This window comes from Acinetobacter sp. CIP 51.11, from assembly GCF_000369665.1.
Lineage (GTDB): Bacteria > Pseudomonadota > Gammaproteobacteria > Pseudomonadales > Moraxellaceae > Acinetobacter > Acinetobacter lwoffii_S.
Genome location: NZ_KB850129.1, coordinates 1425669 through 1438507, shown reverse-complemented (window position 1 = coordinate 1438507; position 12839 = coordinate 1425669). Strand labels below are relative to the sequence as shown.

The following is a 12839-nucleotide window of genomic DNA, read 5'->3' as shown; positions in this document are numbered from 1 at the left end:
GCGACTAAAATGCAAATTTAAAATAACACTTGCTCTCATCAACTTTGCTGATATGGGGCATAGTGTTTTCTGAAATCAAATAGTGTTCAATTTCAGGAAAAGGGCCAAAACCAGAAGCGACATTGACATGACCGACTGCACCCAGATTAATTGGTTTGATTTTCCAGGTTTGGGCCAGTATGTGGGCATCTTCAAAACTTAACCAGGGATCATTTTCACTGATCAATAACGTGGTGGGCACCTGAAGCTTGAGCTGTTGAAAATAGGTGCTGTAGTCAGTCTGACTGTCGCGCGAAAAACCATTTTCCCCAAATCGTGCCGGATTAGCTGGTGCCACCAATAGCAGATTTTTTACTTTTGCATTGAGTTCGGGATGTTGGGCAAGGGCCGCAATACTGGTCAGACAGCCAAAGCTGTGTGCGACAATCTGAACCTCTGCTGGAATGGCTTGCAGAGTTTTGACAAATTCTGCTACCCAGATATCCAGTACCGGATGATTCCAGTCTTTTTGCTGCACACGGGAGCATCGCATCAGCCGGTGCTGTAAGCAGGTTTGCCAGTGGTTGTATTCACTGCCACCTACACCAGGAACGATAAGCGTATGAATCATGTCGATGCTCCTATATCAATCAGCTTGGAAAATTATTTCGCGCTGTTGGCTTTAACGATCTGGTCAAATACACCACCATTTTCAAAGTGAGCCTTTTGTACTTTGTTCCAGCCGCCAAATTCCTGATCAACCGTCACCAGTTTTAATGGCTTAAATACTTGGCTGTATTTGGCCAGTACTTTGGCATTACGTGGACGATAATAATGTTTACCTGCCAGGTCTTGACCCAATGGCGAATACAGGAAGTTCAAATAACCTTGAGCCAAGTGCTGGTTGCCTTTTTTCTTGGCATTTTTTTCTACAATCGCCACCGGTGGCTCAGCCAGAATCGACAGAGAAGGGGTAATAATTTCAAATTTTCCCGGCTGTTCGCGGACGGCCAAATGTGCTTCGTTTTCCCATGCGAGTAAAACATCCCCAATGCCACGTTCAGCAAAGGTCGTGGTTGAACCACGTGCCCCGGAATCCAGAACTTTGGTATTTTTATAAATTTTACGAACAAATTCTTGCGCAGTCTTATCGTTGCCGCCCGCCTGATGTTTGGCCCAAGCCCAGGCAGCCAGATAATTCCAGCGTGCACCGCCTGAAGTTTTCGGGTTTGGGGTAATGATTGCTACGCCCGGTTTGACCAGATCACCCCAGTCCTTAATCTCTTTCGGATTGCCTTTACGCACCAGGAACACGATGGTTGAAGTATAAGGCGTCGAGTTTTGCGGCAATTTCTTTTGCCAGTCCGCAGGTAACAGTTTAGCTTTTTCTGCCAGTACATCAATATCCGCCGCCAGTGCCAACGTGACTACATCAGCATCCAGACCATCAATCACGGCACGTGCCTGTTTGCCTGAACCGCCATGCGATTGCTTGAAATTGATTTTTTGACCGGTACGGCTTTCCCAATATTTGCCAAAATTCTTATTTACATCTTCATACAGTTCACGGGTCGGATCATAGGATACATTGAGAAAATCACGTGCTGCTGCACCAAATGAGGTTGCCGAGATAACAGCTGCTAAAACCCCAAGTTTTAATGTGTTTGAAATGCTCATCTGGACTGAATCTCTGATATGTTCTGTAACATAAGCGCAGAATAAACTTATTCTTTATGCATAAAAAATAATTAAAAATGAATTTTATATGAAAAAAAGAGATAAATAAGCTCTTAAGTGTTTGAAATAAGAATGGCCTTATGAATAAAGGCCATAATGAACTGCATTTAAAGTATTATTTTGCGTGATTGGCTTTGACAATCTGATCAAACACACCGCCATTGTCAAAATGATGTTTCTGAACCTTGGTCCAGCCACCAAATTCTTTATCAATGGTGACCAGTTTTAAGGACTTGAATACGGTACTGTATTGCTTTAATACATTCGCATTACGTGGACGGTAAAAGTTTTTCGCCGCCACAGTCTGTCCAGCAGGTGAATAGAGGTAATTTAAATAGGCTTTGGCCAGATGTTCATTACCATCTTTCTTGGCATTTTTTTCTAAGATTGCCACGGGTGGTTCAGCCAGAATAGACAGAGAAGGAGTAATGATTTCAAATTTTCCCGGCTGTTCGCGGACGGCCAAATGTGCTTCATTTTCCCAAGCCAGTAATACATCCCCAATCCCGCGTTCAGCGAAAGTCGTGGTAGCACCACGTGCACCCGAATCCAGTACTTTGGTTTGTTTGTAGATTTGACGGACAAAGTCTTGTGCTTTGGCATCATTGCCACCTTTCTGGTGTTTGGCCCACGCCCAGGCAGCCAGATAATTCCAGCGTGCACCACCTGAAGTTTTTGGGTTCGGGGTAATAATGTCTACGCCCGGTTTAACCAGATCTCCCCAGTCTTTGATTCCTTTTGGATTGCCTTTACGTACCAAAAACACAATCGTCGAAGTATAAGGCGTCGAGTTTTGCGGCAATTTCTTCTGCCAGTCTTTCGGCAGCAAACCGCGCTCTGCAATTTCATCAATATCTGCCGCCAGTGCCAGTGTCACGACATCTGCATCCAGACCATCAATCACCGCACGTGCCTGTTTGCCTGAACCGCCATGCGACTGTTTATAATTGACTTCCTGGCCAGTGGTTTTTTTCCAGTAAGCACTGAATTCTTTATTAAAGTTGTCGTACAATTCGCGAGTCGGGTCATAAGACACGTTCAGGAAATCTTTTGCTGAAACGCTTAAGGCGCTTGCTGAAAGTAGCGCTGCCAGTACCCCAATTTTTAATTTACGCGTGTTCATTTTTTGCCTCAAGTTTTTTAGCTTTTGTTAGATGAGGCAAGAATAGCTTGAGATTTTTTGCATAAAAAATAATTAAAAAAGAATTGGATGTGAGTAAAAAAGATATATAGGTGAAGCCTGAATCTGACTGCTCAATTTTTCATTTTAGAGGCTGCAAAATATGCTGTATTTAAAAAATGCCCAACAGGTCAGCCAGATAGATGTGCTGGATCGTGGCTTTCATTATGGTGATGGCTGTTTTACCACGGCCCGGATTCGGCATAACCGGATTGAATTATATGATCGTCATCTGGCACGTTTGCACATTAGCAATCAGAAATTAAGCCTGAATGCCAATCTTGATCTGATTGCAGAAAGCTTACAGATTTTACGTGCATCAGAACATGAACTGAATGGCACATTGAAAATCGTGCTGAGTCGTGGAATTGGTCAGCGCGGTTATAGCTTGCCGGATCATCCTGCAGATCTCTGGCTATTTTATTATCCTCAAACCGTACAGGATTTTAAGTTTGAGCAGATTCAAAGTGGCATTTTACAGCAGGCATTAGGACTGACGATGCCGAGTCTGGTAGGGCTAAAAACCTTAAACCGTCTAGAGCAGGTTTTGCTGAAACAGGAAGCAGATCAAAGCGGCTGGCCTGAGGCCCTGGTGACAGATGTACAGGGCGGTGTTGTCGAAGGGGTAAGCAGTAATTGTTTCATTCGTATAAACAATACATGGATTACGCCGGAACTTCGTTATAATGGCGTCTTCGGTGTCATGCGTGCAGAAATTCTACAACGTATGCAAGATCAGGGAATTAGCTGTCAGCAACGCTGTATCGATATGGATGAAATCAACCATATTCAAAGCCTGTTTTTCTGCAATGCACTCAGCCCGATGAAAATTGTCACGCAATTTGAGCAGCGAACCTTGGATGGCGATGCTTGTATTGAAATTTTTAACCGTCTTCGATTGAACCAGATGTCTTAATATGTCAGCTTCCAAACCTAAAGCCAAAAAGAAAAATAAAGCGAGATTCTCCTCATCTTTCAAAGGAATTGCCTTGGTCCTGATGGGGATTGCTTTGATCTTGGCGTTGATCCTGAAAAGCAGTTTGTGGAAGGAGTATCCTGTCGAAGGAAAAAAACAGCTGCTCGCGATTGAATCTGGTCAAACCTATTCCGGTTTTATTGATCGTCTGGCCAAAGAAAATCAGGTGAGTTTTCCGATCATTCTCAAGCTGTATCAGCGCATCATGATTCATGACAGCATGAAAGCGGGCGTGTATGAAGTGCGCCAGGGCATGAGCATCCGTCAGGTCTTGGAGATGATTTCCGATGCAGACAATGCCCAGATGAGCCGGATTCTGGTGATTGAAGGAACGACTTTTAAGCAACTGATTGATGCCCTGAAGAAAAATGATCTGGTCACCAAAGAAGTGCTGCATCTGCCTACTGAGCAATTACTCAAAGAACTGAATATTCCGTTTTCACATCCTGAAGGGCTGTTTGCACCGGATACTTATTTCTTTGCCAAAGGTGAAACTGACCGTAAAATTCTGACCAATCTTTATCAGCGACAGATGAAAGCACTGGATGAGGCGTGGGCGAAACGTGCAACTGATCTGCCATATCAGAATAAATATGACGCGCTGATTATGGCATCGATTATTGAAAAAGAGACCAGTGTAGATCGTGAATTGGAACAGGTTTCTGGGGTATTTGTACGCCGTTTAAAAATTGGCATGCGTTTACAGACCGATCCAACAGTGATTTACGGAATGGGCGATAATTATAATGGCAATATTACCCGTAAAGATTTACGCACACCGACGCCGTATAACACCTATACTATTTCAGGTTTGCCGCCAACGCCAATTGCGTTGCCAAGCAAGAAAGCCATTGAAGCAGCCATGCATCCGGATAATTCTGACAACCTGTATTTTGTCGCTACCGGTAATGGTGGACATAAGTTCACGAGCAATCTGAATGACCACAATAAAGCCGTACAGGAATATCTGACGATTTTACGCTCGAAAAATAAGGAATGAGTATGTTTATTAGCTTTGAAGGCACAGAAGGTGTAGGTAAAACCACGCTCATTCGTTCGATCTATGAAGACTTTATCGCCCAAGGCAAAGATGTTATTTTGACTCGTGAACCCGGTGGAACCCCGATGGCTGAGCAGATTCGCTCGCTGTTGCTGGCTGTGAACCATGAAGAAGCCATGGCGCATGATACCGAGCTGTTATTGATGTATGCGGCGCGTGCCCAGCATCTGGCACAAGTGATTCTGCCCGCATTAGAAGCTGGGAAAATTGTCTTATGTGACCGTTTTAGCGATGCCAGCTTTGCCTATCAATGTGCAGGTCGGGGTCTGAGCGAAACCAAGTTGCAGTTACTGAATGACCACTTTGTCGCACGCATGCCGGACATCACGTTCTGGTTAGAAGCACCTATTGAACTGGGGATGAACCGAGCACGTGAACGTGGTGCGCTGGATCGCTTTGAACAGGAAAAAGTCACTTTCTTTGAGAAAGTGAGAGCAGGATATGAAAGCTTGTGGCAACGTCATCCTGAACGGATCAAACGTCTGGATGCAACTCAAACGCCTGAGCAGGTATTTGAGCAGGCCTTAAGTTATTTAAAATAAGCTTGGAATTAAAATACTTTTTATTTAATTTTTCTCTAGGTTTATCTGTGAAGAATCTTCTATATTAAGACTGATATAGAAGATTTTTTAATCATATGAAAACGACCAAAACTGAGATAGAACAATTTTTACAAAAAGAATTTCCGCAAAGTCTGGAGAAGTGCCGGATTGAAGCCGTTTCTCCGCGTGGAGCCACTCTACTTTATCAGGTGAGATCAGAGGAGTTGCGTCCAGGCGGTACCGTTTCTGGTCCAACCATGATGACCTTGGCGGATTTTGCTCTTTATGTCGCCATTCTGGGTGAAATTGGATTGGTCGGTTTGGCCGTGACCACTAACTTGAATATCAATTTTTTACGTAAACCTTCTGGTGGAACGGATATATGGGGAGAATGTAAGCTGATCAAGGTCGGCAAGGCACTGATCGTGGGAGAAGTCTGGATTTATTCGATAGATCATGAAGAACCTGTGGCGCATGTGACCGGAACATATTCAATTCCACCACAACGTTAAATATTTGAAATTAGAAGACTGGCTATAAATAGCCTAAGCTGACTTTGAGCAAATAAAAATCTAAAAAGAAAAGGAGATATCATCCAAGGATGTTATCTCCATCTACTTTTAACAATTCACCAAAGGTGTTTCCACTTCAAAATTTGGTGGGACGAGGACTGTTTTGCGTAGTTCTGGTAGCAGCTCTGGATAATCCAGGGTGAAATGCAGACCGCGAGATTCTTTGCGGTGCATGGCACAGCGTACAATCATCTCGGACACCAGCACCAGATTACGTAACTCAATCAGATTTTTGCTGACCTGGTAATCCTGATAATACTCGGTAATTTCTTTTTTCAGCATTTCAATACGATGTAGCGCACGTTCCAGGCGTTTGGTCGTGCGTACGATTCCGACATAGTTCCACATGGTTTGACGCAGTTCATCCCAGTTTTGCAGAATCACCACATCCTCATCCGGGTTGGTCACCTGAGAATCATCCCAAGCTGGAACTGCAGGAGCTGGCTGATCGGCCTTGAAATTTTCCTGAATGTGCTTGGCTGCACTCATTCCATAGACAAAACATTCTAAAAGTGAGTTACTGGCCATACGGTTAGCACCATGCAGGCCAGTATAAGAGGTTTCCCCAATTGCATAGAGTCCGGCAATATCTGTCTGGCTATGTTCATCGACCACAACACCACCGCAAGTATAATGGGCTGCCGGAACGACTGGAATCATGTCTTTGGTAATATCGATCCCTAGTTCAAGCAGACGGGCATACAGGGTAGGGAAATGCTCTTTGACAAAGCTTTCATCTTTATGGGTAATGTCCAGCCAGACATGACGTATACCGAGACGCTTGATTTCATAGTCGATAGCACGTGCCACAATATCACGCGGTGCGAGTTCGGCGCGTTCGTCAAAACGCAGCATAAAGCGTTCACCATCAGGCAGGCGCAGATAAGCGCCTTCGCCACGCATTGCTTCAGTAATTAGGAAAGAACGTGCTTGTGGATGATAAAGGCAGGTCGGGTGAAACTGGTTAAATTCCATGTTGGCGACCCGGCAGCCGGCACGATAAGCCATGGCAATACCATCACCCGTGGCAATGTCGGGATTTGAGGTGTAAAGATAAGCTTTCATAGCACCGCCACAGGCAAGGGCGGTAAATGGAGCCAAGAAGGTATGCACTTTTTCAGTTGTTTCATCCAGGGCATATAAACCCAGCGCACGATTATCGCCGTCTAAACCGAGCTTTTGTGAACAGATCAGGTCAATCGCAATATAATTTTCAAAGATTTTAATATTCTGTTTTTCTTGGGCCCGTTGTACCAAGGTGGTGGAAATGGCACGACCAGTCGCATCGGCCGCATGAATAATTCGGCGCTGTGAATGACCACCTTCACGGGTGAGATGTAACTGTTCCTGTTCATCCAGAGTAAATTGCACGCCGTGTTTCAGCAGGAAATCAACTGAAGGTTTGCCACCTTCTACCGTCTGTTTAACCGCATCCATTTCACATAGCTGTGCGCCTGCAATCATCGTGTCATCAATATGCTGTTCAATTGAGTCCATTTCATCCAATACTGCGGCCACGCCGCCTTGAGCATAAAAGGTACTGGCATCTGTCAGGGTGGATTTCGCTAAGACTGCAATATTAAAATGATTTGGGAGCGATAAGGCTAAACTTAAACCAGCACCGCCACTGCCCACAATAATGACGTCAAATTGATGGGTAAGGGATAAATTAGACATGTCCATCAGCTAATTTTAAAAAAGTTTGGTAATAACAGCGCTTTTTTGTACAAAAGGCAAGCGTTGAAGTGCTCATTTATTGATGAAAAAAATTAATCAAAGCCTTAACTTAATGCTTTAATAATGAGATATTGCCCAGAATAAAGTATTGAAACATATTATTACTTAAACTTTACAGTGTTTGTGATAAAACCTATTTACATAAATTTATCAATAATTTGAGTGAATAATTTATATGAAAATTCTAGACTTAAAAAAAGGATTATTTGCAGCCACTCTCACCATGAGTGCTGCACAGTTGCAGGCTGTAACGCCGGTTGATTTTTCAAATCTGGTCGAGCAGGTCAGTCCTGCAGTGGTCAGTGTCAATGTCGTTAAAAAAATGAGCGAAGAAGAGCTCTTACAACAACAAGTGCCGGAAATTCTGCGCCGCTTTTTTGGCAATCAGGTGATTATTCCGCAGCAGCGTATGCCACAGGAAAAAACCGGTTATGGCAGTGCATTCTTTATCAGCAAGGATGGCTATCTGCTGACCAATCATCATGTGGTTGAAGATGCTTCCAAAGTCACCATTACCCTGAATGACCGTCGGGAAATTGATGCCACTGTTGTTGGGAGTGATGCACGAACTGACGTAGCTTTGCTTAAAGTTAATGGCTCGAATTTTCCAGAATTACGGACAGGGGATGTAGGACGCTTACGTGTTGGTGAGCCTGTACTCGCAATTGGTTCGCCATTTGGTTTTGATTATTCAGCTTCTGCCGGAATTGTCAGTGCCAAAATGCGTAATATGATGGGTGAAACTGCAGTACCTTTCATCCAGACAGATGTAGCATTGAACCCGGGTAACTCAGGTGGCCCTCTGTTTAACCAGCGTGGTGAAGTAGTCGGTGTCAACTCACGGATCTTTAGTGGAACCGGTGGGTATATGGGCTTATCCTTTTCGATTCCGATTGATGTGGCAATGGAAGTTGCAGATCAACTGAAGAAGAATGGTAAAGTGACCCGCTCTTATCTGGGCGTAAGTTTACAGGATATCGACCGTAACCTGGCCGAATCTTATAACTTACCTAAACCAGAAGGTTCTCTGGTAACTCAGGTTGCACCAAACTCTCCGGCTGCACGTGCAGGTCTGCGTGCCAGTGATGTCATCTTGAAATACAACGGTACCCCAATTTCACGTACCAGTGAACTGTTGAACTATCTGAACCGTACTGCACCTCAGCAGCAGGTACAACTTGAAATCTTGCGTGATGATAAACGTCGTAGTATTGCAGCGACTTTAAGTGCGGCACCAGATGATACTCCGGCAAAAGCAGGCACACAGGCTCAACCAAACAAAGGACCAGTGATCGGGGTTTCAATTCGTGACTTAAGTCCAGCAGAGTTGGCGAGTCTGGAAATCAAAGGCGGTGTGGTGATTCAGGATGTACGTCCGGGTGGTATTGCAGCACAAGCACGAATCATGCCGAATGATGTGATCACTCAAATTAATAACCAGACAGTACTGAATTCAAATCAGTTTGTGCAGGAGGTGTCTGAACTGAAAAAGGGTAGCATCGCGCGCGTGACTTTGATTCGTCAGGGGCAGCTTGCGGTGGTCGGGATGCGTATCTCATAAAATTGCTAGATTTTTGTGAAAGACCGCTTGTATAAGCGGTTTTTTATTTTTTGCAATTTACCCTAGCGATAAATTCGGTAGACTCTATAGCCTTAAAAATTATGGAAAGGATAAGAGCACAGTGAGCGGTATTTTTGATCTTGCTTTAAAGGTTCAAGCTAAACATATTGATGGATTGGGTCATGTGAACAATGTGATTTATGTGCAATGGATGCAGGATGTCGCATCAGCTCATATTGAAAAACTGGGCTTGGGATTAAAGCAATATGTGGAACTGAAACATGCCATGGTCGCGGTTGAGCATCAGGTGCAATACCGTAAGGCGGCTTTTGAAGGTGACGAGATTATTCTGCGCACCTGGCTGAATGACATTAATGCTTTGTATTCCTTTAGACAATACGCATTTTATCGACCACAGGATCAGACCCTGTTGTTTAACGGCAGTACTCAATGGGCCTGTATTGAAATGGCCACAGGGCGTCCGAAACGCATGTCACCGACATTTACCCAGGCTTATCAGCCACTTTCAGAACATGTAAATCCTTTTGACTTTTCAACTTTACATCTGGATTAATGAGACAACATTTTCCAGTTTGATCAGTACATCTGGATAATATTGAGGAAGAAGTGGAGTCGGGGAGCTATTTTCTAATTATGGTGATCCAGACTTCATCTGACTGAGGTGTACGCGACATAGAGAATAAAGGAAAAAATATAATTCTTTTTCTAGATCACCATTCTGCTATAATCCTTCGCAATTTCTATTCGGCTTTTGTTATGTAATATTCTTAAATTACATAGCGTGTTTTTTTTCAAGGTAACCCATGGCGCAAGCTAAAAAATCTGTTGATATTAAAAACATTCGTAACTTCTCGATTATTGCGCATATTGACCATGGTAAATCGACCCTCGCGGATCGCTTTATTCAGACCTGTGGAGGGTTGCAGGATCGTGAAATGCAGGCCCAAGTCCTCGATTCAATGGAGCTTGAGCGCGAACGTGGGATTACCATTAAAGCCACTTCGGTGACGCTGAATTATACTCACCCGAATGGTGAAGTTTATCAGTTGAACTTCATTGATACGCCGGGACACGTCGACTTCTCTTATGAAGTATCACGCTCGCTCGCTGCCTGTGAAGGTGCCTTGCTGGTTGTAGATGCAGCGCAGGGCGTAGAAGCACAGTCTGTTGCCAACTGCTATACCGCAATTGAACAAGGTCTGGAAGTACTTCCGGTACTGAACAAGATCGACTTGCCACAAGCTGAACCTGAGCGTGTTATTCAGGAAATTGAAGATATTATCGGGATTGAAGCCACAGAAGCGCCGACCTGTTCTGCAAAAACAGGTTTAGGTATTGAAGGTGTGCTTGAAACACTGGTCAATGTGATTCCTGCACCTGAGGGTGATCGCGAAGCGCCGTTACAAGCGCTGATTGTGGATTCATGGTTTGACAACTACCTTGGTGTCGTATCTTTGGTACGTGTCAAGCAGGGTCGTGTGCGTAAAGGCGACAAAATGTTGATTAAATCAACTGGTCAAACGCATATCATTACTTCTGTAGGGATCTTTAACCCGAAACATACTGAAACAGGTATGTTGGAAGCGGGTGAAGTTGGCTTTGTGATTGCCGGTATCAAAGATATTTTCGGCGCACCTGTGGGTGATACGATTACCTTGGCTACGACGCCTGAAGTTAAAACCTTACCAGGTTTTAAAAAGGTGAAACCACAGGTCTATGCTGGTTTGTTCCCGATTGATGCCAGCGATTTTGAACCTTTCCGTGAAGCCTTGCATAAACTGCAAATTAACGACTCGGCGCTGTTCTTTGAGCCGGAAAGTTCGGATGCGCTCGGGTTTGGTTTCCGCTGTGGCTTCCTCGGCATGCTGCACATGGAGATCGTACAGGAGCGTTTAGAGCGCGAGTATGATCTTGACCTGATTTCTTCTGCGCCGACCGTAATTTATGAAGCGGTCATGAAAAATGGCCAGACGATTTATATCGACAGTCCATCTAAAATGCCGGATGGTTCAACCGTAGAAGACCTGCGTGAACCGATTGCTGAATGTCATATTCTGGTACCGCAGGAATATCTGGGTAATGTGATGACCTTGTGTGTTGAGCGCCGTGGCGTGCAAAAAGACATGAAGTTTATGGCAAACCAGGTATCGATTACTTTCGAAATTCCAATGGCAGAAGTGGTCATGGATTTCTTTGATAAATTGAAGTCTTGTTCACGTGGTTTTGCATCGCTTGACTACAACTTCGTTCGTTTTGAAAGTTCGTCACTGGTGAAAGTGGATGTGCTGATTAATGGTGAAAAAGTCGATGCCTTGGCGATGATCTGTCACCGTAATGATGCACGTCATCGTGGTATTGCGCTGGTTGAAAAAATGAAAGACCTGATTCCGCGTCAAATGTTTGATGTCGCGATTCAGGCAGCGATTGGTGCACAAATCATTGCACGTTCGACTGTAAAAGCGATGCGTAAAAACGTATTGGCGAAATGTTATGGTGGTGACGTTTCACGTAAGAAAAAACTTCTGTCTAAACAGAAAGAAGGTAAGAAACGCATGAAACAGGTGGGCAGTGTCGAAATCCCGCAAGAAGCATTCTTAGCTGTATTAAAAGTCGAACGCTAAAATAAGAAGGATATAAGCCCATGGATTTTGATTTTAATTTGATTCTTGTTCCTGCGACCCTGTTTTTTATCGCACTGTGGTTACTCGACAAGTTTGTCCTGAAACAGAGACAGACCCGGGGCAAGGGCAATGAAAATTTTATTATCACTTGGGCTTATGATTTTTGGCCAGTACTGACGATTGTACTGGTTCTGCGTTCGTTTTTATTTGAACCATTTAATATTCCATCCGATTCGATGGTGCCGACCCTGGAAACTGGCGACTTTATTCTGGTGAATAAATTTGACTATGGCATTAAACTGCCTATGGTCAATACCAAAATTATTGATACCGGTAGTCCGAAACGTGGTGATGTCGCAGTGTTCCGTTATCCACCGCACCCGACCATCAGTTATATCAAGCGTATTGTCGGCTTGCCAGGCGATCATATTGTTTATGATCATGGCCAGTTGAGCATTAATGGTGAAAAAGTAGCGAAAGTTCCAGTAGAATTTAGCCGCGAAAAAGACCGTTTAGATACTCCAAATGCCATTTATCATAAAGAAACCTTGGGTGAGCATACCTTTACCATGCGTGAGCTGGAAGGCGTAAATGTCGCTCGTCAGGCACCTTTTATTAACTATCTGGAAAATGGTAAATATTCAGGTGAAAATGGTTTATATTGGGAAGTGAAAGTGCCAGAAGGTCATTACTTTGCGATGGGGGATAATCGCGATCAGAGTGCTGACAGTCGTTTCTGGGGGCTTGTTCCGGAAGAAAACTTAACAGGTCGTGCCTTCTATATCTGGATGCATAAAGAGCCTGGCTTTAAATTGCCATCGTTTGGTCGAAACGGAACAATCGATTAATTGTT

12 protein-coding genes are annotated in these 12839 nt (G+C 44.1%); 8 read left to right on the top strand and 4 right to left on the bottom strand.

Annotation, left to right across the window (positions count from 1 at the left end; translation table 11 throughout):
- Window positions 1-4: 4 nt before the first annotated feature.
- The 3 genes from F894_RS10600 to F894_RS10590 form a co-directional block, all read right to left on the bottom strand.
- A complete protein-coding gene (locus F894_RS10600) occupies window positions 5-610 on the bottom strand; it encodes an RBBP9/YdeN family alpha/beta hydrolase (protein WP_005247530.1) in 606 nt (201 codons plus the stop codon).
- Window positions 611-642: 32 nt separating this feature from the next.
- Entirely contained in the window at window positions 643-1656 is a 1014-nt protein-coding gene (locus tag F894_RS10595; protein ID WP_005247528.1) for a sulfate ABC transporter substrate-binding protein, read from the bottom strand.
- A gap of 175 nt (window positions 1657-1831) precedes the next feature.
- Window positions 1832-2839, bottom strand: a complete 1008-nt coding sequence (locus F894_RS10590) for a sulfate ABC transporter substrate-binding protein (protein WP_005247526.1) — start codon at window positions 2837-2839, stop codon at window positions 1832-1834.
- A 160-nt stretch (window positions 2840-2999) separates the two neighbouring features.
- On the opposite strand from F894_RS10590, the gene pabC reads away from it, so the two are divergent.
- The 4 genes from pabC (at window position 3000) to F894_RS10570 (ending at window position 5986) form a co-directional block, all read left to right on the top strand.
- Window positions 3000-3812 carry an aminodeoxychorismate lyase gene (pabC, locus tag F894_RS10585; RefSeq protein WP_005247525.1) on the top strand — a complete coding sequence of 271 codons (813 nt, stop codon included), beginning with the start codon at window positions 3000-3002 and terminating at the stop codon, window positions 3810-3812.
- 1 nt (window position 3813) lies between these two features.
- Window positions 3814-4872: an endolytic transglycosylase MltG gene (gene mltG / locus F894_RS10580; protein ID WP_005247523.1), complete on the top strand. Its 1059-nt coding sequence runs from the start codon at window positions 3814-3816 to the stop codon at window positions 4870-4872.
- Between the two features lie 2 nt (window positions 4873-4874).
- Window positions 4875-5474 (top strand): dTMP kinase, encoded by a 600-nt coding sequence (gene tmk / locus F894_RS10575; protein ID WP_005106444.1) that lies wholly within the window; start codon window positions 4875-4877, stop codon window positions 5472-5474.
- 95 nt (window positions 5475-5569) lie between these two features.
- Complete coding sequence (locus tag F894_RS10570) at window positions 5570-5986, top strand: PaaI family thioesterase (protein WP_005247521.1); 417 nt, start codon at window positions 5570-5572, stop codon at window positions 5984-5986.
- A gap of 108 nt (window positions 5987-6094) precedes the next feature.
- Here F894_RS10570 and nadB read toward each other — a convergent pair whose 3' ends face one another.
- On the bottom strand, window positions 6095-7729 hold the full coding sequence (nadB, locus tag F894_RS10565) for an L-aspartate oxidase (protein WP_171065021.1): 1635 nt from the start codon (window positions 7727-7729) through the stop codon (window positions 6095-6097).
- A 229-nt stretch (window positions 7730-7958) separates the two neighbouring features.
- Between nadB and F894_RS10560 the strand changes: the two genes are divergently transcribed.
- The 4 genes from F894_RS10560 to lepB all read left to right on the top strand — a co-directional run bounded on the left by F894_RS10560 (window position 7959) and on the right by lepB (window position 12834).
- Window positions 7959-9344 (top strand): Do family serine endopeptidase, encoded by a 1386-nt coding sequence (locus F894_RS10560; protein ID WP_005247518.1) that lies wholly within the window; start codon window positions 7959-7961, stop codon window positions 9342-9344.
- 121 nt (window positions 9345-9465) lie between these two features.
- On the top strand, window positions 9466-9918 hold the full coding sequence (locus F894_RS10555; RefSeq protein WP_005247516.1) for an acyl-CoA thioesterase: 453 nt from the start codon (window positions 9466-9468) through the stop codon (window positions 9916-9918).
- A gap of 250 nt (window positions 9919-10168) precedes the next feature.
- Window positions 10169-11986, top strand: coding sequence for a translation elongation factor 4 (gene lepA, locus F894_RS10550; protein WP_005247514.1), 1818 nt, complete (start codon window positions 10169-10171; stop codon window positions 11984-11986).
- Window positions 11987-12006: 20 nt separating this feature from the next.
- On the top strand, window positions 12007-12834 hold the full coding sequence (gene lepB / locus F894_RS10545) for a signal peptidase I (protein WP_005247512.1): 828 nt from the start codon (window positions 12007-12009) through the stop codon (window positions 12832-12834).
- Window positions 12835-12839: the final 5 nt, after the last annotated feature.

Bases quoted from the DNA above. Each gene is read 5' to 3' on its own strand.
- F894_RS10600 (WP_005247530.1), bottom strand. From the start codon at position 610: ATGATTCATACGCTTATCGTTCCTGGTGTAGGTGGCAGTGAATACAAC.
- F894_RS10595 (WP_005247528.1), bottom strand. From the start codon at position 1,656: ATGAGCATTTCAAACACATTAAAACTTGGGGTTTTAGCAGCTGTTATC.
- F894_RS10590 (WP_005247526.1), bottom strand. From the start codon at position 2,839: ATGAACACGCGTAAATTAAAAATTGGGGTACTGGCAGCGCTACTTTCA.
- pabC (WP_005247525.1), top strand. From the start codon at position 3,000: ATGCTGTATTTAAAAAATGCCCAACAGGTCAGCCAGATAGATGTGCTG.
- mltG (WP_005247523.1), top strand. From the start codon at position 3,814: ATGTCAGCTTCCAAACCTAAAGCCAAAAAGAAAAATAAAGCGAGATTC.
- tmk (WP_005106444.1), top strand. From the start codon at position 4,875: ATGTTTATTAGCTTTGAAGGCACAGAAGGTGTAGGTAAAACCACGCTC.
- F894_RS10570 (WP_005247521.1), top strand. From the start codon at position 5,570: ATGAAAACGACCAAAACTGAGATAGAACAATTTTTACAAAAAGAATTT.
- nadB (WP_171065021.1), bottom strand. From the start codon at position 7,729: ATGGACATGTCTAATTTATCCCTTACCCATCAATTTGACGTCATTATT.
- F894_RS10560 (WP_005247518.1), top strand. From the start codon at position 7,959: ATGAAAATTCTAGACTTAAAAAAAGGATTATTTGCAGCCACTCTCACC.
- lepA (WP_005247514.1), top strand. From the start codon at position 10,169: ATGGCGCAAGCTAAAAAATCTGTTGATATTAAAAACATTCGTAACTTC.
- lepB (WP_005247512.1), top strand. From the start codon at position 12,007: ATGGATTTTGATTTTAATTTGATTCTTGTTCCTGCGACCCTGTTTTTT.